At 47.8% G+C, this 25,482-nt stretch carries 19 protein-coding genes and 1 pseudogene; 9 read left to right on the top strand and 11 right to left on the bottom strand.

The genetic code is table 11. The features are described from left to right. Positions 1-345 precede the first annotated feature (345 nt). The 6 genes from AYY17_RS03675 (at position 346) to AYY17_RS03650 (ending at position 8,747) form a co-directional block, all read left to right on the top strand. On the top strand, positions 346-1,569 hold the full coding sequence (locus AYY17_RS03675) for a hypothetical protein (protein ID WP_067421391.1): 1,224 nt from the start codon (positions 346-348) through the stop codon (positions 1,567-1,569). Positions 1,570-2,043: 474 nt separating this feature from the next. Next, on the top strand, positions 2,044-3,405 hold the full coding sequence (locus AYY17_RS03670; RefSeq protein WP_067404325.1) for a nucleobase:cation symporter-2 family protein: 1,362 nt from the start codon (positions 2,044-2,046) through the stop codon (positions 3,403-3,405). A gap of 140 nt (positions 3,406-3,545) precedes the next feature. Next, a complete protein-coding gene (gene gss, locus AYY17_RS03665; RefSeq protein ID WP_067421389.1) occupies positions 3,546-5,435 on the top strand; it encodes a bifunctional glutathionylspermidine amidase/synthase in 1,890 nt (629 codons plus the stop codon). Positions 5,436-5,692: 257 nt separating this feature from the next. Beyond that, positions 5,693-5,818 (top strand): type B 50S ribosomal protein L36, encoded by a 126-nt coding sequence (gene ykgO, locus AYY17_RS03660; RefSeq protein WP_004237696.1) that lies wholly within the window; start codon positions 5,693-5,695, stop codon positions 5,816-5,818. A gap of 2 nt (positions 5,819-5,820) precedes the next feature. Then, positions 5,821-6,465 carry a metal-binding protein ZinT gene (zinT, locus tag AYY17_RS03655; protein WP_067421387.1) on the top strand — a complete coding sequence of 215 codons (645 nt, stop codon included), beginning with the start codon at positions 5,821-5,823 and terminating at the stop codon, positions 6,463-6,465. 317 nt (positions 6,466-6,782) lie between these two features. Then, complete coding sequence (locus AYY17_RS03650) at positions 6,783-8,747, top strand: FAD-dependent oxidoreductase (protein WP_067421386.1); 1,965 nt, start codon at positions 6,783-6,785, stop codon at positions 8,745-8,747. A 78-nt stretch (positions 8,748-8,825) separates the two neighbouring features. Here the strand turns inward: AYY17_RS03650 and AYY17_RS03645 are convergent. The 11 genes and pseudogenes from AYY17_RS03645 to kbaZ all read right to left on the bottom strand — a co-directional run bounded on the left by AYY17_RS03645 (position 8,826) and on the right by kbaZ (position 22,167). Next, positions 8,826-10,308: pseudogene (locus AYY17_RS03645) on the bottom strand (nucleobase:cation symporter-2 family protein). A gap of 1,636 nt (positions 10,309-11,944) precedes the next feature. Further along, positions 11,945-13,117, bottom strand: a complete 1,173-nt coding sequence (locus AYY17_RS03635; RefSeq protein ID WP_067421382.1) for a MalY/PatB family protein — start codon at positions 13,115-13,117, stop codon at positions 11,945-11,947. 13 nt (positions 13,118-13,130) lie between these two features. Beyond that, the gene (gene malX / locus AYY17_RS03630; protein ID WP_067404344.1) at positions 13,131-14,702 is read right to left on the bottom strand and encodes a maltose/glucose-specific PTS transporter subunit IIBC; all 1,572 of its coding nucleotides are present in this window, start codon (positions 14,700-14,702) and stop codon (positions 13,131-13,133) included. A gap of 141 nt (positions 14,703-14,843) precedes the next feature. Next, positions 14,844-15,701, bottom strand: coding sequence for a tagatose-bisphosphate aldolase subunit KbaY (gene kbaY / locus AYY17_RS03625; protein ID WP_067421379.1), 858 nt, complete (start codon positions 15,699-15,701; stop codon positions 14,844-14,846). A gap of 2 nt (positions 15,702-15,703) precedes the next feature. Further along, entirely contained in the window at positions 15,704-16,873 is a 1,170-nt protein-coding gene (locus AYY17_RS03620) for an SIS domain-containing protein (RefSeq protein WP_067421377.1), read from the bottom strand. 281 nt (positions 16,874-17,154) lie between these two features. Next, on the bottom strand, positions 17,155-18,294 hold the full coding sequence (gene nagA, locus AYY17_RS03615; protein WP_067421375.1) for an N-acetylglucosamine-6-phosphate deacetylase: 1,140 nt from the start codon (positions 18,292-18,294) through the stop codon (positions 17,155-17,157). Beyond that, positions 18,291-18,725 carry a PTS galactosamine/N-acetylgalactosamine transporter subunit IIA gene (gene agaF / locus AYY17_RS03610; protein ID WP_067421373.1) on the bottom strand — a complete coding sequence of 145 codons (435 nt, stop codon included), beginning with the start codon at positions 18,723-18,725 and terminating at the stop codon, positions 18,291-18,293. The genes nagA and agaF overlap by 4 nt, the downstream gene beginning before the upstream one ends. Before the next feature lie 23 nt (positions 18,726-18,748). Then, complete coding sequence (agaE, locus tag AYY17_RS03605) at positions 18,749-19,627, bottom strand: PTS N-acetylgalactosamine transporter subunit IID (RefSeq protein ID WP_067421371.1); 879 nt, start codon at positions 19,625-19,627, stop codon at positions 18,749-18,751. After that, entirely contained in the window at positions 19,617-20,396 is a 780-nt protein-coding gene (gene agaW, locus AYY17_RS03600; protein ID WP_067421369.1) for a PTS N-acetylgalactosamine transporter subunit IIC, read from the bottom strand. Before agaW ends, agaE begins: the two co-directional genes overlap by 11 nt. 10 nt (positions 20,397-20,406) lie before the next feature. Further along, positions 20,407-20,880 carry a PTS N-acetylgalactosamine transporter subunit IIB gene (gene agaV / locus AYY17_RS03595; RefSeq protein WP_067421367.1) on the bottom strand — a complete coding sequence of 158 codons (474 nt, stop codon included), beginning with the start codon at positions 20,878-20,880 and terminating at the stop codon, positions 20,407-20,409. A 12-nt stretch (positions 20,881-20,892) separates the two neighbouring features. Then, positions 20,893-22,167, bottom strand: a complete 1,275-nt coding sequence (gene kbaZ, locus AYY17_RS03590; protein ID WP_067421365.1) for a tagatose-bisphosphate aldolase subunit KbaZ — start codon at positions 22,165-22,167, stop codon at positions 20,893-20,895. Positions 22,168-22,426: 259 nt separating this feature from the next. On the opposite strand from kbaZ, the gene AYY17_RS03585 reads away from it, so the two are divergent. The 3 genes from AYY17_RS03585 to AYY17_RS03575 all read left to right on the top strand — a co-directional run bounded on the left by AYY17_RS03585 (position 22,427) and on the right by AYY17_RS03575 (position 25,462). Then, positions 22,427-23,236 (top strand): DeoR family transcriptional regulator, encoded by an 810-nt coding sequence (locus AYY17_RS03585; protein ID WP_067404369.1) that lies wholly within the window; start codon positions 22,427-22,429, stop codon positions 23,234-23,236. Between the two features lie 305 nt (positions 23,237-23,541). Continuing rightward, positions 23,542-24,939: a hypothetical protein gene (locus tag AYY17_RS03580; RefSeq protein WP_156656626.1), complete on the top strand. Its 1,398-nt coding sequence runs from the start codon at positions 23,542-23,544 to the stop codon at positions 24,937-24,939. 22 nt (positions 24,940-24,961) lie between these two features. Then, complete coding sequence (locus tag AYY17_RS03575) at positions 24,962-25,462, top strand: hypothetical protein (RefSeq protein WP_235845263.1); 501 nt, start codon at positions 24,962-24,964, stop codon at positions 25,460-25,462. Positions 25,463-25,482 lie beyond the last annotated feature (20 nt).

Below are 25,482 nucleotides of genomic sequence, written 5' to 3'. Positions count from 1 at the left end.
AGGTTATTAAAGTTAAAATCATTATACTCAGAGTATTTATCTTATTATGAAAGTTAAATGCGTTTTTCCCATGGCTGATATTGATTGCCGGATATATTTAGGAATATACCGGATAAAAAACATGATTCATTTTACCGTCCTTTGTATGTAAAATCGGGAACACTATTGCAGTGATACTGACATTATACATTTCTGTGAAGATAGAGCGTTCTTGTTATATATACTGCTGCAGCTAATAAATAATGATGCAAAACTAATGGCTATGTCAGGGAAAAATCAAATCTGATTTATCAGAGATTCATTCGACAGGCACCTGCTTCATTTTATATACAGGAGTTACATAACATGCCCATCGTTATAGGTGTTGTTGATAAAGCAACCCGCATTACGAAAAAAGCCGCTCCATTCGTAAAAAATGGGGTAAGTGTGCTGAAGGCCATCCCCGGGGTGGATTATGTGTTAGTGGATAAACAAACTAACGCAGCTCCCCAAAAGGTAATCATGGTTCGTGATGGTAATAGTCTGAAATTATTTTTAATGGGCGAAGAAGAACCTTCCATTATTATTGAGGATTATTATCTGGTTCCGGGACAGATTATCGGAGAAACGGCGGGTAAGCAGGTGCATGACTATACACCTCAGTCTGCGGTGGAGCATGACAATATCGGCAACATGGCAGATAAACAAGCATCTGTTCAGCAGCAGGGTGACAAGATCCTTGCGCCGATTACCTGGGAGTCATCCGGTATCGGCTGGGAGTTACTGGCTTTCCTCGGTCTTACCGCCGGTGCGGGTGTCGCAGTTGCCGTAGCTAAAGACCATAAGTCAGGTGATAGTCATAATAATGATGACTCATCAAACGGAAATACTGACTCAGGCAGTAAAGATAACGGAAATACCGGCAAAGAGCCCGGCACTGACGGCAAAGAGCCCGGCACTGACGGCAAAGATGACAGTAATACCGATACCGATAATACCGGTATTTCACCGTTGATTACTGCCGTCGCTAATATTGATACGGTGAATGATTCAGGCCTGCCTGACCCGGAAAATCCATTGGTAACCCCTGTATTAAACGGACATATTGAGGGCGTTCTCAGTGACGATCAGACGGTTGCGGTATCCCGTGACGGGATCCGGATTGGTTACGCTACAGTGAATGATGACGGTCAATGGACATTTGATGATGTCACCGGGCGCTTTGAAGAAGGTCATACCTATAATTATACGGCATGTGTTGAAGGTAATGGTCTGACCGGACCGGACTCTGATGTGTTTAAAATTATGTATGACACGACTGGTCAGCATAACGGAACTGAACTGCCGGCAGAGATAGTGAATGATGATGTGATATCGCCATTACTGCCGGATGATTTATTATCTGATAATGAGGAGTCACTGACTCTTGATCATCTGCTGCAATATTTACCTGCTGAGGATGCTGCTACGCAAAGTGATGTGACGGATTACGTGCAGAACGATACATTCTCCCCGGCCGAGTTTATTGCTCATGATATGGTCAGTCCGGATCTTACACTGTTAACAGAAACGCACACCACTCTGTTCTGATTGTTACTATTTTGTCTGTTCTGCTTATTTGGGCAGAATATAAAACGGTCTGCCGGAAATAATACCGGCAGGCCGTTTTTTATTGTGTTTTTACTGACAGATCCGGTGGTAAAAATGACCGGTGATAGCCCGCTATCAATGTGATAACGACATTATTAAATTGAGAAGGCAATCGATTATCACCGTTACCTGACTGAAATATTACATAAAACAGGATTGATAAAAATGCGGGATGCATCGCGTTTTTATATCGCATTCAGGTACAAAAAGCCGCATGCCGTCACGGAATGCGGCTTTTATTTTGCCTGAAAACGGGTTTGGTCTGGATTTTGCTCAATTGATTAAATGATGAACAGATGCCGTGCCGGGTTTGTTCTCCATGTGAATCACAGTGAGACACCCAGCTGCCGGGTGTCATTTTCCGCGATCTTCGAATCGAAGCCGGGGGGCCCCGGTTGTAAGGGAGTCTGTTTCATGAGCAATCATAGTGTGGATCAAGCGCAGGAACCGGTAAAACCCGTTATAGACGAAGTTGAAGAGATACTGCCCGCCGGTAAGTTACTGATGTTAGGGCTGCAACATGTATTAGTGATGTATGCCGGCGCAGTGGCGGTGCCGTTGGTAATAGGTGACCGGCTGGGGCTGAGTAAGGAGGTGGTGACTCTGCTTATCAGTTCTGATTTGTTTTGCTGTGGTATTGTCACGTTGCTTCAGTGTATTGGTATCGGAAAATTTGCAGGGATCCGTTTGCCGGTGATTATGTCGGTAACCTTTGCAGCGGTGACGCCGATGCTGGCTATCGGGGCAAATCCGGATATTGGTCTGATGGGGATTTTTGGCGCAACTATTGCGGCCGGATTGATTACCACGCTGATAGTACCGTTAATGGGAAAAATGATGCCGCTTTTCCCTAACATGGTCACCGGCATTGTTATCACCTCTATCGGCCTGAGTATTATGCAGGTGGGCATTGACTGGGCGGCAGGCGGAAAAGGCAATCCCGAATATGGTCATCCGCTCTACCTCGGCATTTCCTTTGCCGTTCTGCTGTTTATTCTGTTTGTCACCCGTTTCTGTAAAGGTTTTCTGTGCAATATCTCGGTATTGCTGGGGATTATATTTGGTTTTGTTTTATCACTGATGTGCAATGAAGTGAGCTTTGACGGTTATGCCGATGCGCCCTGGTTCAAACTGGTCACGCCGATGGCGCTGGGTACGCCTACCTTTGAACCGGTCTCTATTATCACGCTCAGTATTGTGCTGCTGATTGTTTTTATTGAATCTATGGGGATGTTTCTGGCACTGGGAGAAATTGTCGGCAGACCGGTTACCAAGGATGATGTGGTACGCGGACTGCGGGTGGATGGAATCGGAACCGTCATCGGGGGATTGTTTAACAGCTTCCCGCATACCTCATTTTCTCAGAATGTCGGGCTGGTGGGGGTGACAAAAGTTCACAGTCGCTGGGTGTGTGTGGCATCCGGTGTGATTTTGATAATCTTCGGGCTGCTGCCGAAGATGGCGGTGATTATCGCGTCTATTCCGCAATTTGTGTTAGGCGGTGCGGGGCTGGTGATGTTCGGTATGGTGCTGGCTACCGGGATCCGCATTCTGTCCCGTGTGGATTACAACGGAAACTCCTACAATCTTTATATTGTGGCGATAAGCCTGGGGGTTGGTCTGACACCGACATTGTCCAGCGGGTTTTTTGCCAAATTACCGCTGTTTTTACAGCCATTACTGCACAGCGGGATCTTGCTGGCAACAGTCAGTGCGGTTGTACTGAATGTCTTTTTTAATGGTTATCATCCGAAAAAAGAAAACCCGGCGGTGTGAGTTAAATCTTAAAATATAACCCGGCAGAGTAATTGACACCGTGGCTGAAAAGCCCCGGTGTTTTTTTTTATGAGCGGGCGTATACTGAATTATTAGTAAGCACATATTTGCAATCTAATTAATTTCAGTAAGGCCGCATTATGAGTATAACAATCACAGAACATGAACCTTTCGGGGCATTGTTGGGCTATGCACCCGGCGGTGTGGCTATCTATTCATCAGATTACGATTCTATGACTGATGCGCAGAAAGAGGATGATATCTCCTTCCGCAGTTATATCGGCAATGAATATATGGGATATAAATGGCAGTGTGTCGAATTTTCGCGCCGCTTTTTGTATCTCAATTACGGTATGGTATTTACTGATGTCGGTATGGCGCATGAGATTTTTTCACTGCGTTTTTTGCGTCATGTAACGGATGACGGCATTTTGCCATTGCATGCTTTTGCCAACGGCAGCCGCCGGAAACCGGTCGCGGGCAGCCTGCTTATCTGGCAGGCGTGCGGAGAGTTTGAGCGCACAGGTCATGTGGCGGTTATCACACAGGTTTGTGACGGTAAAGTCCGCGTTGCGGAACAGAATGTTATTCATCATAAATTACCGCAGGGTCAGCAATGGACCCGTGAATTACCGATGACAACCGAAAATGGCTGTTACACCCTGACGGATACGTTCTCTGATACACATATTCTTGGCTGGATGATCCAGACTGATGATGATGAGCACGCTTATCATGAGCCGGCAATTAATCCTGAGCTGCTGACACTTCATGCCGCGCGCCTGAGTGACAATGCCGATTTCACCGGTACATGGCTGAATGAAGCGGATCCGCTCGAACAGACCTATATCAATGCGAAAAAGGGATGCATTCTGAATGCAGATCCCCATGAATATTTCACTATTTCAGATACCGCAGAACACGCACTGATTCAGGCGACCAATGAAGTTCATCTGATGTATCTGCACGCCACAGAAAAAGTTTTGAAAGATGATAATCTGCTGAAATTATTCAATATCCCTGAGATCCTCTGGCCACGGCTGCGGCGCTCATGGCAGGGGCGACGTCATGATATGGTAACCGGGCGCCTGGATTTTTGTATGGACGAACGGGGTCTGAAAGTCTATGAATATAATGCAGATTCCGCATCCTGTCATACAGAAGCCAGCCTTATTATTAAACGGTGGGCGGAGCAGGGCGGACTGACTGAAGGTCGTGATCCGGGCGAAGATCTGCGTGACATTCTGACCGATACCTGGAAACACACGTCAGCAAAACCCTTTATTCATATCATGCAGGACAATGATGGTGAGGAAAACTATCATGCGCTCTTTATGGCGCAAACTATCATTGCCGCGGGTTACGGATGTCGGATCATTCACGGTCTGGATGAACTGACCTGGAATGAAACCGGGCAGGTGATTGACGGTGAAGGGCGGGTACTGCAATGCGTCTGGAAAACCTGGGCCTGGGAAACCGCTCTGGAGCAGCTGCGTAAAGAGAGTGAAAATGACCGCACACACTCAGTGCTGCCTATCCGTACCGGACATCCGCATCATAATGATGTCCGGCTGATTGATGTGCTGCTGCGCCCTGAAATCAGTGTTTTTGAGCCGCTATGGACAGTGATCCCCGGTAATAAAGCTATTTTGCCGATCCTCTGGTCACTTTTTCCGCATCATCCTTATTTGCTTGATACGGAGTTTGACATCAGTGATGAATTACGCCGTACCGGCTATGCCGTGAAACCGATAGCCGGACGTTGCGGCGACAATATCGGGCTGGTGGACAGCGGGGATAAAATGCTGGATGAAACCCATGGCAATTTTGGCGGACAGGAGAATGTTTACCAGCAGCTCTGGTGCCTGCCGAAGGTGGCACAGCGCTATATCCAGGTTTGTACATTCACTGTCGGCGGGCACTACGGCGGTGTTTGTCTGCGTTCTGATCCGTCACTTGTCATCAAAAAAGAGAGCGCGATTGAACCCCTGCGGGTTCTGGATGATAAGGCCTTTCTTGCTCAATCCTGATAGCTGACAGCACCCGGCCGGGTCACATACTGATGTATGTGACCCGCCTGTCCTCCCTTGCCGCCTTCCTGCATCCTGAATGACGTTGGGTATATATCTATATTCAATCAATTACCTGCATTTCTATCCTCTTCTTCTTTTCCATATTTTTTTCCGTATAAAAAACAAAGTTAAAAACCAGTGGTGATCAGACTCAAAAAACGATATTGTTATGTTATAACATATCTAATTGGTTTTATGGGAAAGAGGAAAAAATAATGCAGGTACTCAGCTCACTGAAGTCAGCCAAACAGCGCCACCCCGATTGTAAAATAGTCCGCCGCCGTGGTCGCATCTATGTTATTTGCAAATCCAATCCGCGCTTCAAAGCAGTACAGGGGTAAGTATGATCACAAAAACGATTATTTCTGCATTGCTGACCGCCGGGTTGCTCAGTGGTACAGCGATGGCTCATGGTCATCATCATGATAAACAACAGACACCGGCTCAGCGTAAGGCGGCAGAAGGGATATTTAATGATAAAGATGTTCAGAACCGCAATCTGAGTGACTGGGACGGTGTCTGGCAATCCGTGGCACCTTATCTTGCCGGCGGCGAACTTGAGCCGGTAATGCAGGCTAAAGCTGCGAAAAATAAAGATAAAACGGCAGAAGAATACCGTGCTTATTATGCCAAAGGATATAAAACAGATGTGGATATGATTGGTATTGAAAATAATATCATCGAGTTCCATCGCGGTGACAAAGTGGATCAGTGTGAATATCACTACGCCGGTTACCGGGTTCTGAATTACACATCAGGAAAGAAAGGTGTGCGTTACCTGTTTGAATGTAAAGATAAAAACAGTCATGCACCAAAATTTATTCAGTTCAGTGATCATATTATCGCACCGGAAAAAGCAGAGCATTTCCATCTTTATATGGGAAATGAGTCTCAGGACGCGCTGCTGACTCAGTTGGATAACTGGCCGACCTATTATCCGTATACGATGAACGGAAAAGATATCGTACACGATATGTTGCACCATTAATCATTTATCAGCACAGCAATAAAATCAGTCGATACCCCGGGACTCCGGGGTATCTTGTTTAGAAGGATCCTGTTACCAGCTGATTCGATTCAATTTATTTTATTCAGTCTTTGACCGGTTCAGGTCAAAAAACAAAACCCCGCTCCCCGTTAAAGTAAAAAAACCTGATAACCCTGTTGCCGGGGTGTTATTTCCTCCCGGCACTGGCAGAATTTGAGCTGTTCCACAAAATGACCAGAAAATACGTATAAATGTGGAAATGAGCCCGGTTATTGCATGGTTATCATTACTGATAAACCGGAAAGCGATAGGTGAACATGAATAAATGTATAGTTGCGGACAGTCAGAAATGTATCGGGTGTCATGCCTGTGAAATTGCCTGTGTTGTCGCGCATAATGACCACCACTGGCCACATGACAGCCGTGATTATTCACCCCGTATCCGGGTTATTTTCAGAGATAATGACAGTCTGGCTGTGACCTGTCGTCAGTGTGAAGACGCGCCGTGTGCAAAAATCTGCCCGGTTGACGCAATCCGCCTGACTGACAATGTAGTGAAGCTCGATCAGGAAAAATGTATCGGCTGTAAAAGCTGTGTGCTGGCCTGTCCGTTTGGTGCCATGGAAATGGTGATGACGTTTGATTATCAGCATGAACTGGCACAAAAATGTGATTTGTGTGAAACCACCGGCGGCTCACCGGCTTGTGTGGCAAACTGCCCGACTAACGCACTGAGCATTCTGGATGAACACAAACTTGTTATCCTGCGCAATGACCGCCTGATGCGGGCAGCGACAGGGGCATATAACAAAGCCCGCCAATCGGAGATCCGTTTTGAGATCCTCAAACGGCCGCCGCGCGAAGGAACACAAAAACAGAGCGCCGCCCTGCGTAAAGTGCATTTCGGGGAGATTTACCGTGGCCTGGATGAACATTGTGCCGGTTATGAAAGTGAGCGCTGCCTTTATTGCTCACAGAAAGCGATGTGTAATTTATCCTGCCCGCTGCACAATTCCATCCCGGATCTTATCCGCTTAGTCCGCGAAGGCAAAATTATTGAAGCGGCAGAGCTGAGTAATTCAACCAGTTCACTGCCGGAGATTTGCGGGCGGGTCTGTCCGCAGGACCGGCTATGTGAAAGTCGTTGCACGCTGCGCAATCATGGCGGAGCGGTAACCGTCGGGAACATCGAACGTTACATTACGGACACTGCCTTTATGATGGGCTGGCGGCCGAAAGTGGCGGAAGACATCACGCCGCGTACTGAACGGGTGGCGGTTATCGGTGCAGGTCCGGCGGGGCTGGGATGTGCGGATATTCTGACGCGTTCGGGCGTGAAAGTAGATGTATTTGAGCGCCATCCGGAAATCGGCGGACTGCTGACCTTCGGGATCCCGCCATTTAAACTGGATAAACAACTGCTTACACAGCGCCGGCAGATTTTTACCGATATGGGAATAACCTTTCATCTTAACTGTGAAATCGGCAAAGATATCCCGTTCAGCCGCATAATGAATGACTATGATGCGGTTCTGCTGGGAGTCGGGACTTACGGTATGATGAAAGCCGGGCTGGAACATGAAGATTCCCCGGGCGTGGTTCAGGCACTGCCGTTTCTGATTGCCAGCACCCGCGATGTGATGGATTTACCTGTGGCTGATGAGTATCCGTGGGTTGATGTCAAAGGTAAAAAAGTGGTTGTTCTGGGGGGCGGTGATACCGCAATGGATTGTGTGCGCACGGCTGTGCGCCGTGAGGCAGAAAGTGTTATCTGTGCCTATCGTCGCGATGAAGCCAGCATGCCCGGCTCGAAAAAAGAAGTGGTTAATGCCCGCGAGGAAGGTGTGGAGTTCCTGTTTAACGTCCAGCCGCAGTTTATTTCGCGTGATGAGCAGGGCGCGGTCACCGGTATCGGGCTTATCCGCACTCAGCTTGGTGAGCCGGGTGCTGACGGGCGCAGGCGTCCGCAGCCGGTTGAAGGGTCAGAATTTGTTCTGGATGCAGATGTGCTGATTATGGCCTTTGGTTTCCAGTCCCACGAAATGCCGTGGCTGAGTGGTTATAATATTCAGCTGGATAAATGGGGACAGATTAAGACCGGCGGAAACGGACGCACAAATAATCAGACCACTAATGCCAAAGTGTTTGCATCAGGTGATGCGGTACATGGTGCCGACCTTGTGGTGACAGCAATGGCGGCGGGTCGTCATGCTGCCCGTGAAATGTTGCAGATGTTTGATGCGCAGGCAGATGCCCCGCAGACTATGGCAAGTAATGCCTGATTTAACTATATGATTAAACACAAAAAACCGCGATAATTCGCGGTTTTTTTATGGGGCGGCATGAAAGAAAGTATCGCGTCAGACTACCCGTTTTCTTTTTGCAGGCATCGCCATATCCGGCAGGTCGCGCTCTGAATCCGGGACATCCAGCATGGTTTCAAGCTCATCGGCCAGCATATCGGGCTCTTCTTCATTGGCTGCATTGCGCCGCTGCCCCATCGGGATAAGCAGGTTAAGAACAATGGCAGTCAGACCACCGACGCAAATCGGGTTTTCTGCAAGGATATATAATGACGGCGGCAGAATACTGAAAATTTGCGGATCGTAAGACACGCCCAGGCCCAGACCGAGAGAGGTTGCCACTATCAGTGTTTCACGGCGACGCAGCCCGTTGGAGATAATAATGCGCAGACCGGCAATGGCAATCATTGAGAACATCAGTGTCATCGCCCCCCCCCAGCACCGGCGCGGGTATGGTGGTAAAGAACCAGCCGATAGTCGGGAACAGCCCGAGGAAAACCAGGATTACGGCAATAAAACGACCGATATAACTGGATGCCACACCGGTCATCTGGATCACACCATTATTTTGTGCAAAGGTTGTCAGCGGCAGAGAACCCAGTGCGGAAGCGATAACAGAAACAGCGCCGTCCGCCATCACACCGCCTTTCAGCCGGTTCTGATACACCTCTCCTTTGATCGGCTGATTTGATACCATTGCCGTGGCTGTCAGGTTACCGACCGCTTCCAGCACACTGAGGATATAAATGATAGCGATCACCAGAAAATGGGTGAAATCGAAGGAAAACCCGAATTTGAACGGCATCGGTACGGTAATAAAGTGGGTATTCTGATAAGTACTGAAATCAACCAATCCCAGGAACAGGGAGGCGATATATCCGGCGACCAGCGCTATTGCGATACCGCCCATCCGCAGCAACGGACTTTTACAGCAGTTAAAGCCTATCACCACCAGAAGCACCAGCAATCCCACGCCGATATTTTCATAATTACCATAGGTTCCGGCCGATTTGGCGGAAAATCCGCCGCCGAAATCAATAATACCGACTTTAATCAGGCTCAGACCTATCATTAGTACGACCACGCCGCTGACTGTCGGAGTGATTATCCGGCGCAGATAAGGCAGTACAAATGAGGAGCCGACAACCAGAAAAGCCCCGGCAAAAGAAACGCCCAGCAGAGAGGATAAAATGAGCTCCTCATGTAAACCATCACTGCGCATGGTCGTACCAATAGCAATCATAGCGGTCACGAATGAAAAATTAACAGACTGAATAGATAAAAGACCGGATCCCATCGGGCCGTAGCGGTGAACCTGAATCCAGGTACCGATACCGGAGGCTATCATAACCATCGATACCAGGTATGCCGTGGTATCGGCAGACAGATCTAATGCTTTACCAACGATAAGTGCAGGCATGACCATCGGAACAAATAAGGCTAATAAATGGGTGATTGCACCAAGAAGGGCCTGAAGAAACGGGGGTTTGTCGTCCAGCTGATAGATAAGATCAGAGGTTGGATGATTGAGATCTGACATCCTTCTCTCCTTTTATAATAAATGGAATGAGAGGTCATACGTCGGCCTCAGCGGGTCATCGGTCATAAGGAATAAAGCAATATATGAACCACCGGCGCGGGGAATAAATGAAAGTGTGAGAGAACTCTTAAATCAGCGGTAATTTGTGAAATATATCACCAGATAATTGTGGGCTCATTCCGCTGATGATGATATGACGGAGGCCGAAAGGACGTGAGCAGCTCTGTGTATTGTATAAGAATGATAGCCTCTCATTTTGATAATGAAACAATAATGATAATATCGGACAATTTAGACGTTAACTTTTCGGCGAGTAATTTCACGCGGTCGGGCTATTGATGTTATTACCCTCCGGTTAATTAACCTGTATTTAAATAAGACACTCTTATTATAAAGTAATTAAATTATATTAGGAGTTGCCTTGTTAATAATCAATTTAATTATACAAATACTATTAACCTTGATGTTTTCATTTTAAGCAAATTACGATTACGTGGTTTTACTCGGAATAGTTATTTCGGTTAATGATTAAATGTTAATTATTTGTGTGAAAATAGATTGATTTTTGTTTGTTTTAACGTGATTTATTTTAGTGAATGGCATGGTAATGCATTCAAATCAATTGATTATGGTTATTTTGCTAAAACATGGGATGAGTCATTATCTGAGTATTGTCCTAAAAACCAGGAAGTCTGGGGAAAATCAATTCCACTATAAGCAACAGAATGGAGAACATTTCGTGATATCACGCAGAGTAATTAACTGGCTTATAGTGCATGGTAGTTTTATCATTTTCATTTTCACAATCGAATGTGTTTTTATTTTGAATGATAAAAAAGAAGAAAAATTAATTGAATGTTATTTGGCAAGATAATGGCGTGATTGATATAAAAGCTAATCCATTTCTTATTGACGATATATCCTCAGGTGTTAGTCTTTATCCCGTAATAGCGCGCCGTAGTAAGTCTGAGTATTTAAGTAAATCGGCGTGGTTGTAAATTGAGTCTATTCTTATTGGTATTTGTTTTATTTGTCTGTAAATTAATATTTTGTTCACGTTATTACGCTCAATTGAATTAAAGATTAAGTTGCTGTTTTTATAACTTCACATCGGATGTGAATTATAAAGTAAATTTAGTTATCTCTCTGAAATATTTTTTAAATTGCTGTTATTACAGATGTTTCTTATAACCGGATTGTTATAAGTCAATATGTCAGTAAGGATGCGAATATAACCTGGTCAACGAACCTGAACATTAAAAAATAAAGGAATTATTTTTTAATGGTTTATCGGGATAATGGATTTATCCCTCAGGGACGTAAACGGATGTTGCCGGACACGGAAGTCCGATGTAAAAGGATTTACCACACGGACGTTTTGTCAGGAAGCTTGCGGTTTATACCGCAGGCGATAAAAGGAATTACCCCGGGACGGGGGCGGTTAAATGGATTTACCGTTACATGGACGTAAAAGCAGATGGGTGTCATGCCCCGGATGCTTCAATGAAAATGGCTTTTCAGTAAAGCAGAGCATGACAAACCAGAGCAGTTAAGTGTTGTTAGAATCAAGGTAAAACATCGGTAATTATGGCGACCCTGTTGATGGAATACAGCATGGTCGCCAATTTTTTTTAGTTTATGTTGTCCGGCGCAGGCGTTCAAACGCATCCGTCAGTAAACGCCGTGGTGTCCCGAAATTGATCCGCAGATAGTTTTCTCCGTCAGCAACATAATGACTGCCGTCCTCCACTACCACACCTGTTTTCTGTGCGTAATAGTGTGTCAGCTCTGTCGCTGTCCGCCCTGTTGTACTGATATCAATCCAGGCAAGATAAGAGGATTCCGGCTGCATCATGCGCCAGTCAGGGAAATAATCCGAAACAGCCTGTGTCAGATAATCCGCATTTCCTTTCAGATAGATATTCAGTGCATCCAGCCATGCGGTGCCTTTGTTGTAAGCGTCAATAATCCCCCATACACCAAACAGGTTAGGCGATGTGATGGAGTTTTTTTCCAGTTGACGGCGAAATTGCGCGCGAAGTACAGGATCCGGAATAATACTGTATGAGGTTTTCAATCCGCCGAGATTAAAGGCTTTATTCGGTGAGGTCAGTAAAATCAGGTTTTCCGGTGCAGCACAGCCCGGCTGAAGACAACTGGTAAACGTTCCGTATAAAACATGCTCGGCATGCACTTCATCAATCACCAGCAGAACGCCATATTGCTGACACAAATCAGAGGCCTGTTTTATCTCTGCACCCGTCCAGATCCGCCCTGACGGGTTATGCGGAGAACAAAACAGCCAAACTTTGGGCTGATGCTCCCGCATCTGTTTTTCGATATTATCAAAATCAAGATGGTAGCGGTTATCACGCACAACCAGCGGATTGGTCAGTACCGTGACATTTTGCCGGGTGACAGCATGGGCGAAGGGATCATAAACCGGCGTATTCATCATCACACAGTCACCCGGCTGACAAAATGCCTGCACCAGATAGTGCAGGGTAGAGACAGTGCCGTAGCTTAGTGTTATCCACTCCGCGTCAATCTGTACCTGATGGCGTTGTGCCTGAAAACGGACAACGGCCTCATAGAATTCATCAAAGCACCAGGTGTAGCCGAATGTCCCGTGCTGTGCTATCTGAGAAAAACGCTCAATCACAGCGGGAGGCGATTTGAAATCCATATCTGCAATCCACAACGGAATGAAGTCCTGCGGGACATCACCGAAGCGCGAACAGACATACTGATGATCCCATTTCCGGCAGCGGTCACTTTTCCGCTCAATGATTTCGTCAAAATTGTACATGCTCACTTCCTGTTTAAATTAAGGCTTCAAGGCCGGATTTCACACTCTGTACCTGCGGTCCGATAATGACCTGAACACTGTGCGCATCCAGTACCACGACAGACAATGCACCGGCATCTTTCAGTATTTTTTTGTCGATTTTACTCATGTCTTTTACCACAAGGCGCAGGCGGGTGATGCAGTTGTCGAGCGAGTCAATATTCTCTTTACCGCCAAGCGCTGTCAGGATCAGATTATGATCGTATTTTGATTTTCCGCGCGCACGGGTATTAGCCTGAACCGCTTGTTCCGCACCTTCAGGCGCATCTTCACGTCCCGGTGTTTTGACATCATGCTTTAAAATGTACCAGCGGAAGACAAAGAAATAGATGGCGAACCAGATAACCCCGACCGGGAACACCAGATACCATTTGGTCGCAGTACCCTGCATTATTCCGAAAATCAGCAGATCCAAAATACCGCCATCCGTATTACCTATCGTGACACCGAGCAGTGCCATGACCAGCAGCGCGAGGCCGGACATAATGATATGAAAGATATAAAGTACCGGCGCGATAAACAGGAACAGAAATTCAATCGGCTCTGAAATGCCGGTAACGACAGAAACCAGCACCCCGGAGAGTAATAATCCTTTGATAACCGGACGGTTCGCCGGTTTTGCTGTACGGTAAATCGCATAGGCAACTGCCGGTAAACCAAAGATAAAGGTTGGCATAAAGCCCTGAGACAGGAAGGCGGTTACGTGCGGGCTGAATGGCAGACCGGCTTTCAGCTCGGCATAGAAAATATTCAGTGCGCCGGCGATTTCATAGCCGTCTACCATTTCTGTGCCGCCGGCCGGGGTAAAGCGGACCATTGCCAGAAGAATATGATGCAATCCGAAAGGCTTCAGTAGCAGTACGCCGACGCCATACAGGAAAGGACCGAATACATCCGTGCTCTGAATAATATGTCCGATACCGGCAATTCCCATTGCCACATATTTCCACAGGAACGGAATAGCCAGCCCGACGAGAGAAAGCGTCAGTGCGGTGATAATCGGAACAAAACGGATCCCGCCGAAGAAGGCAAAAGCATCGTGCAGCACGGTATCCTGAAAGCGCTCATGCAGAAAATAAGTAATGATGCCGACAACAATTCCGCCCAGTACGCCCATTTCGAGAGTCTGGATCCCTAATACCACGGATTGCCCGACCTGCTTCATCATGGCAGGATCAGCGAGCTGGTGGGTGACGGTCAGGTAATAGTTGATGCTCATATTCATCAGCATATAGCCGACAAATCCGGCGAATGCGCCAACCGCTTTATTGCGGTTTGACAGGCCGAACGGGATCGCCATGGCGAACATGACAGGCAGATAAGTAAATGCGAAGCCGCCGACCATGGCCATAAAACCGAAGGTCAGCTGAACAAATTCATTGCCGAGAAACGGAAAACTGCTGATTGCGGAAGGACTGGTGACTGAACTGCCGACCCCCAGTAATAATCCCATAAATGCCAGTAATGAGACGGGAAACATAAAGGTTTTTCCCAGACTTTGAAAAAATTCCCAGAGCTTAGACTTAAACGACTTTTCCTGCGACATCGTAGAGTACTCCTCAGCTTCTTTATAATTTATTGGTTAAGGGGTGTTGCGGGACAGTATTTTTTCGTTGTTATTTTTTATTATTTTGTTTTTTTGCAGGTAGTGACGACCCCGGCGGGGGAACCGGAGTCGCCTGACCGTCTACGAAAGCTGACCATCCGCGCCGCATACGCGGATTTTGTCGCGGATAACGGCTTTCATGGCATCCATTCCCGTGCGCATGTAGTAACGCGGATCATTACCCTCCGGATTGGCGGCAAACCATTCTCTGACCGCACCGGCAAAGGCAATTTTCAGTTCAGTGGCGACGTTGACTTTGCATACCCCGAGCTCAATGGTACGGCGCACATCGGCATCGGGCACATCACTTGCTCCGTGCAGTACCAGCGGGATATCCACAATGCTGCGGATTTTTTCCAGCCGGGCGAAATCAATTTTCGGGCGGTGGGTATACAACCCGTGCGCTGTACCGATGGCAACCGCCAGGCTGTCAATGCCGGTCTGTTGTGCAAAGCGAAGGGCTTCGTCCGGGGAGGTCAGAAATGCACTTTCCGCATCAACGTCCATATCATCTTCCACACCACCAAGACGACCGAGTTCGGCTTCCACGCTGCAATCGTGAGCGTGGCAGAAACTGACGACAGATTTTACCAGGGCAATATTTTCTTCAAACGGGAAATGACTGCCGTCGATCATTGCACTGCGCACACCTTCACCGACTTTGGTGCGGATATCGTCAAGGGTTTCATGGTGATCAAGATGAAGTGCGACAGGCATGGCGAAAGAGTGAGAATAGGCCTGACACAGGGCATAAATTTCCTGAAATCCGATATGTTTAAAGGTGCCCGGCGTGCCCGCAAGAATAACCGGTGCGCGCATTTCCGCGCAGGTTTCCAGAATGGCCTGAATCGTTTCGGCGTTGTGAATATTAAAGGCCGGAACAGCATAGCCGTTAGTTTGTGCGTGGGTCAGTAAATATTTTGTAGAGATGATACCCATGATTACGCTCCTGTATGTTGGTCAGTCCACGGGTGAATAATAACGCCCTGAACCACCCGGTTAACGGTTCCGCTGGCAGAAGGTGTATCCGGGGTTATCCCGGCCTTAACGGATTGACTGAGAGCAAAAAGCTGTGCGTAAGGCAGGAAGCAGAACAGAAGTTCTGTATCGCTGAGCGTGTCACCGGCGGGCAGATAACAGTGTGCACCGGCGCTGATGATGTCATCCGGCTTATCTGCAATGGCGATAACGCATTTTGCTATCCGGTCACGGCGCAGCTCTGCCAGCAGATCTAAATCATACTGACGGGTGTATGGTTGGTTTGAGATATACATGACCACCAGGGTTTCACCGTCGACCAGTGATTTCGGGCCGTGGCGGAAACCGGTCGGGGTATCGTAAAACGCGGCGGTCTGACCGGCAGTCAGTTCCAGCAGTTTCAGGGCAGATTCACGGGCCAGCCCCTGAAAACTGCCGCTGCCGAGATAAACAACCCGCGAAAAATGGTCATTTCCCGGTAAATGTTGTGTGCCGTTTCCATGTGCCGCGATAGTCTCACGCGCCCGCTGAGCCACACGGGTAAAGTGTTGTGTGCTGAATGTTTGCGGGGCAAGTGCGGCAAGGCAACTGCACATCATGGAGGTGATGCTGCTGGTCATAGCAAAGGCTTTATCATTTGTCTGCGGCGGCATCAGTAGTGCAAAACCCTTCTTTTTACCCTGCACGCGCTGATACAGATGTCCCTCTTTATTGCAGGTGATCACCAGATGAGAGCAGTCCGCAATACATTGATTGGCAAGATCAAATGCCGCTACACTCTCCGGGCTGTTACCTGAGCGGGCAAATGAAATAAGCAGTACCGGCCGATGTTGCGGCAGATAATCCACAGGGTTTGTAACGATATCGGTGGTCGGGATAGCGGTGACAGATCTTCCGGTCAGGCGGCGCAGTACCGGCGAAATCATCTCACCGATAAAGGCAGAGGTTCCCGCGCCGGTAAGAATAATGTTCAGATTATCCTGTGCGAGCAGAGGCGCAAGGAAGGCGTCCAGCGCCGTACGCTGTGCGTCAATTGAGTGCAGCGCATTCATCCAGCAATCCGGCTGCTGGCGGATTTCAGTTTCAGTCCAGGTGGAATAGTGCGGTGTGGCGGGAGCAAGAGGGGCATGCATAGTTTTATCCTTAACATTTCGTTCAATTCGAAAGTAATATGAGTCAAAAGATAAAGTAAGCCTTTTTGTCTTTCGATTGGTTTCGATTGGTATTTAAATTCAATTTACAGGAATGAAATTGAAGGATCAATTGCGAAATGAAAAGAAAACGAAAAGTGTGATTTGCACCACAGGTGAAATGATTAAGCTGTTGTTTATTAGTCTGTTATATAAAAGCAATTGACGGGAAGTGATAAGGAAAAGAAAGGCATAGCTTAACTACGCCTTATAATGAAAGAAAATCAATAAACCGGCAGTCCGTGGATCCAGGTCTGCCTGACCCGCCAGTCTGCATTCAGATCATTAAAATGAGCACGTTTACCCGGCGCGATGGTACCGTGAGTTTGTGTTATTCCCAGCAGTTGCGCAGGATGAAGTGACGCCATGCGGATTGCGGTTTCCGGTAATGTACCGGCAGTGCTTATCATCCGGCAGACGGCATCATCCAGCGCCAGCGTACTGCCGGCAAGGCCTCCGGCGGCAGTACGGACAATGCCGGCTTCCATGGTGACATCGTGTCCGCAGATGTCATAGACACCATCCGGCTGTCCGGCGGCCCTCATCGCATCCGTAATCAGCACGGTGCGGTGTGCGGCACACTGACAGGTAATCTGCATCACTGCGGGATGAACATGATGTCCGTCCGCAATCAGTTCCAGCCATGCGCGGGCGTCAGATAACCCGGCGCCCGCCATCCCCGGCTCGCGATGGTGCAGGCCGGTCATACCGTTAAAACAGTGAACAAGACCATCAGCACCGGCATCAAAGGCATCCAGCGTCTGTTTATATGAAGCGGCACTGTGTCCGAGCATGACATTCAGCCCGCGGGCTTTCAGATGGCGGACAGCATTCAGCGCATCTGTTTTTTCCGGGGCCAGCGCGACCACTTTCAGCGTGTTCTGTGAAAGTGCAATTAATTCATCCAGTTCACTGATAACCAGCTCACGGAACAGTTCCGGCGAGTGTGCACCTTTATTTTCCGGCGTAAAATACGGCCCTTCCAGATAGCTGCCCAGTACTTCAGCCCCCGGTGTTGTTACTGTCTGCTGCTGACAATAACGGGCAATGCGGGCGAGGGTGGATTTAATGTCCGGCAGCGGTGCGGTGACCGTTGTTGCCAGCCAGGCTGCAACCCCCTGTTGTGCTTTGAAAGCAGCAATAGTGGCCAGTGCATCAGGAGAATCATCCATCACATCCATACCTTGTCCGCCATGAACATGGGTATCAATATAAGCAGGGCAGAGTTGTTCCGCATCAAACCGGTTTTCCCCTGCGGGCAGCGGGGTGATAGCGGTGATGATACCGTTATGAACGGTGATCGCCTGGTTTTCACGCCAGCCATATTCTGTCAGCACCCTGCGTGCCCGGATCTGCTGTGTCATATTCCTTCATCCTCTGTGTCACAGCAGCGCGCGCGCTGTAATTCATCGGTCAGACTGGTTAATCCCCTGTGGCCGCAGGCCAGCGCTTCCCGGCGAAAATCATCCCGTGAGAGAGTATCCCGCTCCAGTGACATCTCCAGCAGCAATTGCAGATTTGTGCCGGTGATCACCTCGCGATCTGCCCGTCCCTGTGAGAGCGTGGCGGATACCCGGAACGGCGTTCCGCCAAGGATATCGGTCAGAAAAATCACACTGTCACACTGTTTCAGTTGTTCCAGTGCGGTTTCCAGTTCCTGCGTCAGACGCTGAGTGGTGGATTCAGCCGGGAAATCAATGGCAATGAAATCGTCCTGCTCCCCGATGATTTGCAGCATGGCTTTTTCCAGTCCGGAAGCAAAACCTCCGTGACCACATAAAATAATTCCCGGCATCAGTCTCTCCTTTATATTTCTGTTTACAGGAAGTGTGCAAATTTCCCGGCGATCCCTAACACCACGGTCAGCATAATCAGACGTAACGGGCTCCAGCCCCGGCGAACCAGCCAGAACATGGTCAGGGTATAGACCAGCGGCAGAAAGGCCGGCATCAGTTTATCAATCACATCACTTTGTAATTTGACGACGGCATCACCGGCGGTAATTTCCAGTGTGGTGGATAATCTCACATAGGTTGCAACCAACGCCCCGATAACGGTCATACCAACAATTGAGGCCGCATGACCCACTTTTTTGGTATTGGCTTTAATCAGCGGGATGGCAGCGACACCCATGCGGTAAGCATAATGCGCCAGCCCGAAACGCAGCCCTAAGTGAACGACGTTAAACATCACCAGAAAAACCACCGCGCCGAGAATCGAGCCCTGTAATGCAAGGCTGGCGCCGATCCCGCCGCAGATAGGCAGGAGTGTCAGCCAGAACATGGCATCTCCGATCCCGCCCAGTGGTGCGCCGACAGCAATTTTAGTGCTTTGAATACTGTTTACATCCTGCTTGGAACGCTCCATCGCCAGAATGATGCCGATAACAAAGGTCACCAGGAACGGGTGCGTATTGAAAAAGCCCATGTGGCCTTTCATGGCGCGGGCAAGATCCCGCGGGTTGGTATGGATTTTTTTCAGTGCGGGCAAAAGACCGTAAAGCCAGCCCGCAGCCTGCATACGCTCGTAGTTAAATGAGGCTTGTAATAACATGGAACGCCAGGCGACCCGGTTAATATCTTTGCGTGTCAGGTCAGCGCCGGTTGTCTGATCCTCATAAACGTTCTGGTTACAGTCTGCCGGCAGCAAGGTTTCAGTCTGAGCGACCGCAGATGAGTGAGTTTTTTCAGATGCCATCTTCAAATTCCTCTTGTGACGGATGTGCCGGTTCGGTTGCTGCCGGTTTACGGACAAAATCGATCATCGCCATTGCCAGTGCGGCGGCAGCGATTGCCAGTACCGGTAACTGAAGCCAGGCAGCGCCGACAAATCCCAGGATAAAGTAAGGAATGTAGGTATTTTTCATCATGATTTTCAGCAGAACGGCAAAACCGATAGCCGGCATGATACCGCCCGCGACACCCAGCCCGTCGATTAACCGGGTCGGCAGAACGTCAATCAGGTTTTTTGCGTGATCAGCTCCGAACCAGATAGGTAAAAACGCGCAGAGAAAATAGAAAACACCAAGGGCAAGCAGCGCCAGATAGTTGATGCGCTCTATACCCCGCGTGTCGGCATTGGCGGCCATTTTGTCACAGCGGGACATGACGCCGGACATCACAGAGAACAGGAACGTGATCCCCATCTGAACCGCCACAGCAAACGGCACGGCAATACCGACAGCAACTTCCGGCTTCACACCGGTGGAAATAGCAAAAGCAGTACCTACGATAGTGCCGATTATTACGTTAGGCGGCTGAGCGCCCGCGAGTGGGGCGAGTCCCATCCAGACCAGTTCCAGGGTGCCGCCGGTCAGGATCCCGGTATTGAGATCACCGAGTATCAGCCCGACAATCGGCCCCAGCACAACCGGGCGGTGAATATGCGTGAGCCCGTTAAACAGATCCAATCCGGCAATGAACGCCACCAACCCGAGGGCGACAGCTTGTAACAGACTGATTTCCATACATGTATCCTCAGAGCAGTTTAAACAGATCCTGCGCCGGTTCTGTCGGTACTCCCTGAATGAAACAGTCGACACCGGCTTCGTTGAGTCCTCTGAATGCAGCGAGATCCGCATCATCCACAGACACTGTTTTGGCTATCTGACGTTTACCTTCCGCATAGTGAATATTGCCGACGTTAATGCGTTCCACAGGAACGCCGCCTTTCACTAAGGTCAGAAAATCAGCCGGGGTTTTGCAGACCAGCAGAATTTTTTGCCGGTCTGCGGCTTTATGAATATTGTCGATTACTTTTTGTAGTGGCCAGAAACGCACCGCAATACCTTCCGTTAATACCATTTCCATCAGATTCTGCTGCAACGGATCGGCGGCAACTTCGTCATTTGCAACCAGCACCAGATTGGCACCGGCAAAACCAACCCACTGGACACCTACTTGTCCGTGGATTAATCGCTCATCAATACGACTTAACACAATATTTGGCATGGTATTCGCTCCTTACCGGCAGGCATTGTGATAGTGGCGCAGCACTGTCTGAATGTGCGCAATGATTAAATCTTCCGGCGCAGCCGTAATATGGCCGTCGCGGACTTGCGGGTATTGCAGCGGCAGATACTGGCTTATCAGCGGCAGCGGAATCGGTGTTTTCGTCAGATTTTCCAGCAGGCTATCAACCGCCGCGCTGATCGCGTTATCCGGCCAGTAATAGCGGATACGGTCTGAATAGCTGTAGCTGCGGGCAATGTACTGTGTCTGTTGATCACCGGTGTAATAGCTCTGCCAGTAGCCCGGTTTTTTCAGCATGACATCCTCTGTCACCTGACGCAGTGAGGAGCGCTGCGCAGGTGCTATCAGCTCATCTTCAATGGCAGCCAGTGCATAAAGAGCTTCACGCAGGGCAAAGGTAAGCCCCGGACCGACTTTCAGGATCGCGAAGTGATCATCAACCAGCTGACTGAGTGCCGCAGGCATCTGATAATCGGTTGAATGTGCTTCAAACACCAGATGCTCGTGGTGTGTGACCATATTACTCAGTTCACGGGCTTTTTCCGGCCGATAATCAATCACATTTACGTGATCAAACTCTACCCCCGGTTGTACCACCAGCCCGATGATCCGCGGCCAGATATCAGCCAGATTATGTTGTGAAAATGCGTGTTGATGAGCAAGCAATGTTGCTTCAGCCGCGTTTGGTGTTGTGACCGCCAGTTCAGAAAGCTCTTCATGAGCGCCACCCGGCACCGGAACTTCTGTACCGATAACATAAACCAGGTCACGGGTCCCGAAACATTGCTGACAGGTTTCTTCGGCGATAGCAGCCAGGCGCGCAGCCCGTTGTGCCACAATGTCATCTGTCAGCGGAACGGGGTCTCCGGCACAGGACATACTGCAATCGAGGTGAATTTTCTTAAATCCGGCAGTGACATAAGAGCGGATCAATTCGTCTGCTTTTACCATCGCCTCGTCAGCCGGTTCGTTCTGCCAGCGGTTAGGCCCGAGATGGTCGCCGCCGAGGATAAGATTTTCCCGGGGAAAATGGTTGTCATCCGCCAGTTGCCACAGGAAATCCCGGAAATCAGCCGGTGTCATTCCGGTATAGCCGCCGAATTGATCCACCTGATTGGACGTCGCTTCAACCAGTAACGGAGTCTGTTGCTCACGGGCGAAGCCTATCGCGGCTTTCAGGACATACGGATGTGCGGAGCAGACAGCATAAATACCTGTTTTATCTCCCCGTTTGTGGCGTGCAACAATATCAGTTAAAAGTTTCACTTTCCTCTCCTTACAGACTGGTATGGTTTGTTTTTGTTTCAAGTCTTGTAAGTCATACTGCTATAAAGGAAAAAGAAAACAAAACGAAAGGTTTTAAAATCCTGATCCGCATCACAAAAGAAATGCAATGAAAGATTGGTATCGTTGACTGAGTGCGGTTATGTCTTTTTCAGGACTTGCATTCTGCACAAAGAAAAGCGTTAATAGATGAAACGAAATGAAATGAAAGACTTTTTGTATGAATAGTAAGGATAAGGTAATGAATAGTCCGGATACCGGTACGGATAACCGGATTATGGGAACGAGCGGGCGACGTGAACACATCATTCAGTTACTGCGATCTAACGGCAGCGTCCAGGTTAATGAATTATCACAGCAATTTCGTGTTTCTACGGTAACCATCCGTAATGATCTGGCTTTTCTGGAAAAACAGGGCATTGCTATCCGTGCCTATGGCGGCGCTCTGATCTGTGAAGGTGTTGCACCGGTTAATGAACCCTCACTGGAAGATAAAAGCACACGACACACAACAATCAAACGTAATATAGCGGCAATTGCGGCGGAGCGGATAACGCCGGGTCTGCGGGTTATTCTGGACTCCGGCACAACGACGTATGAGATTGCGCGCCAGTTGCGTCATCATCAGGATATGATTGTGATGACCAATGGTATGAATGTGGCGAATGCATTGCTGGAAGCGCCCGGAGTGGAACTGATGATGACCGGCGGGCAATTGCGCCGTCAGTCTCTGTCATTTTACGGCGATCAGGCTGAGCAATCTTTGCATAATTATCACTTTGACATGCTGTTTCTCGGCGTGGATGCGATTGATCTCGAACGCGGTATCAGCACACATAATGAAGATGAAGCACGTTTAAACCGGCGGATGTGCGAAGTTGCCGGCCAGATTGTCGTCGTCACTGATTCAAGTAAATTTAACAGTTCAAGCCTGCATAAAATCATTGATACTCAGCGGATTGATACCATTATTACCGATGACGGTATTCCGGAAGCAAGTCTGACCGGTCTGCGCCGTATTGGTGTGGAAGTGATACTGGTGAAAGGCTGAAAAAGAGGGCTGTCACAAAAAGATGTAAAACAACGCTGAATGTTGCAGAAAGAAAAAGGATAATCGGTTATAAAGGATAATATGATTAAGCAGAACATAAGTGTGGGCTGTGAAAATATTATTAATGGCACTGCTATTTTTTTTATCCGTTTATTACGTCTGCAGCGCAGACTTGTTCAGATATTTCCCTGCGTGCAGAAAACGAGGGAACAGATACTGAAAGAGTGATTTACAAGGTTATGTCTGAGGGGCGGCTGTATTTTCATTCCGCCCCCGACAGCAGATGTAAAAGTAAAATCAGTTTTTTGGTAAAAAATGATTCTGTTATCGCTTATCAAATCAGTGGTGGTTACTTATTTGCCGGCTATGTTAATGGCGAAGGTGAAATAACTACCGGCTGGCTGGAATTATCTCAGTTGACGGAGACAAACCTGAGAATTGTCCCTCTGGCTGAGGAAATTGATTATGTCAACGAGCCTGACTCTGACAAAAAGAATAATTCGCTGACCGCCGATGATTACCGGTTGACTGTCAATGAGATGGTTCTGCACCCGGGAGAGCCGTTAAGTGAAATCAACCGGGGTATTATCAGGTACTACAATCAGAAGCCTGAATTAGTCTTTATCGGCTATGGCAGAACAGGAAGAATAGTAAGTATTTCATTTCCTGATGATTCTCTCTCTGTTTATGCTACCTATATTATCAATGATAATACCGATGAAGATGTTATCAATCAGATAATAGTGTCTTCTGATAAATACAAAACACATCGTGGTATCCGGGTGGGTGATCCTCTCAGTCTTCTTTTTGAGCGTTATGGTCTTCATGATGACTATTCGGCGGATGAGAGTACCGAATCACTTATTTATCACAGCATTGATATAAGTCTTATTTTTGATATCGATAAAAATAAAAAAATAAAACAGATTACGTATCTCCTGAATGCGCCGGGAATGGTGAATTGTACAATCAACAAGGATAACTGGTCAGTATCCCCCTTTACTATTCCGGTACAAAAAGAAGTGATATCGCAGGCCAGAGTGTGGCTCTATTTACAACCTGATGAACAGTGCAAAACAGAATTATTTATTATCCGCGGAGACCGTATATTGCAGTATCGGGAATACGGTGATTATGCGTATATTAATTATGTTAACAGTAAAAATAAAGTGGTTGAGGGCTGGATAAAAAATACAGCATTAAAAAGTGCAGATAAAGCAGATGACAGATTAGATTACCGGGATTTTATTCTGAAGTCCGGTAATGGTCAGATTGATTTTTTAGGTAAACCAGTAACAAATAATACCGTAACCCGCTGGCTTGAAAAACAGCGGGAAGGTGTATCAGTACCTGAATTTCATGACTTTACTCATGGTGTTGAATCATGGACTTCTGATATCGCCGGGTTCACCATCACCATTTCCCGGACTAATACGATTGTGGAAAAACGCACCGGCAGACAGGATGCATACATATCTGAAATATCGTTTAAAGATGACCATTATAAAACGAGCCGGGGGATTGCTGTCGGTGATACATATAATGATATGGTAGCAGCTTACGGGGAAAATACTAATATAGCAGCCGGCAGCGCCTGTTATTATTACACCTGGTTTGACCGTCAGCTCTGGTTTTGTTTTGATAATAACCGGGTTATTACGACTATTTCTTATAAGAATTATCCGGAGTCGGATACCCGGTAATTTACCTGATATGGGATTAACAATGAAAACACTATTCATTATTTTACCTGTTTTAGTCCTTACCGGGTGTGTGATGAGTGATGCAGAGCTTAAAACAGCCTATGCGGATCACTATTATCAATCTCCTGAGTATATTGCGGGCTATAAACAAAAAATAAGCACTATGAGTGCGAATGAACTGGCAGTGACAGGTGCGCAGGAAGACAAAGCTAAAATGAACGGACAGCCGCGCATGAAGATAGATAATTCCCTTTATATTGAGAATATTGAGGCGAAAGATAACAATGTTATTTATCACTATTCGCTGTCACCGGCATGGCTGAAAAAATCTGCATCCTCACAGAAAAACGATCAGATAAATATGCAAAGCGATCTTATTTTCCGGACATGTTCACTGAAGACTGTGCAACTGGCTCAGGAAAAAGGGCTGGCTGAGATCCATCAGTATTATGATGATTATCCTCAGCATATTTTATTTACACTGCATGCAAACAAGGCATTGTGTAAAGAGAACGGATTCTGAAACAAAAAACGCCACATGCA

The organism is Morganella psychrotolerans, from assembly GCF_001676055.1.
GTDB classification, from domain to species: Bacteria; Pseudomonadota; Gammaproteobacteria; order Enterobacterales; family Enterobacteriaceae; genus Morganella; species Morganella psychrotolerans_B.
The sequence above is the reverse complement of the archived record's forward strand: the minus strand, read 5'-3'. Positions and strand labels throughout refer to the sequence as shown.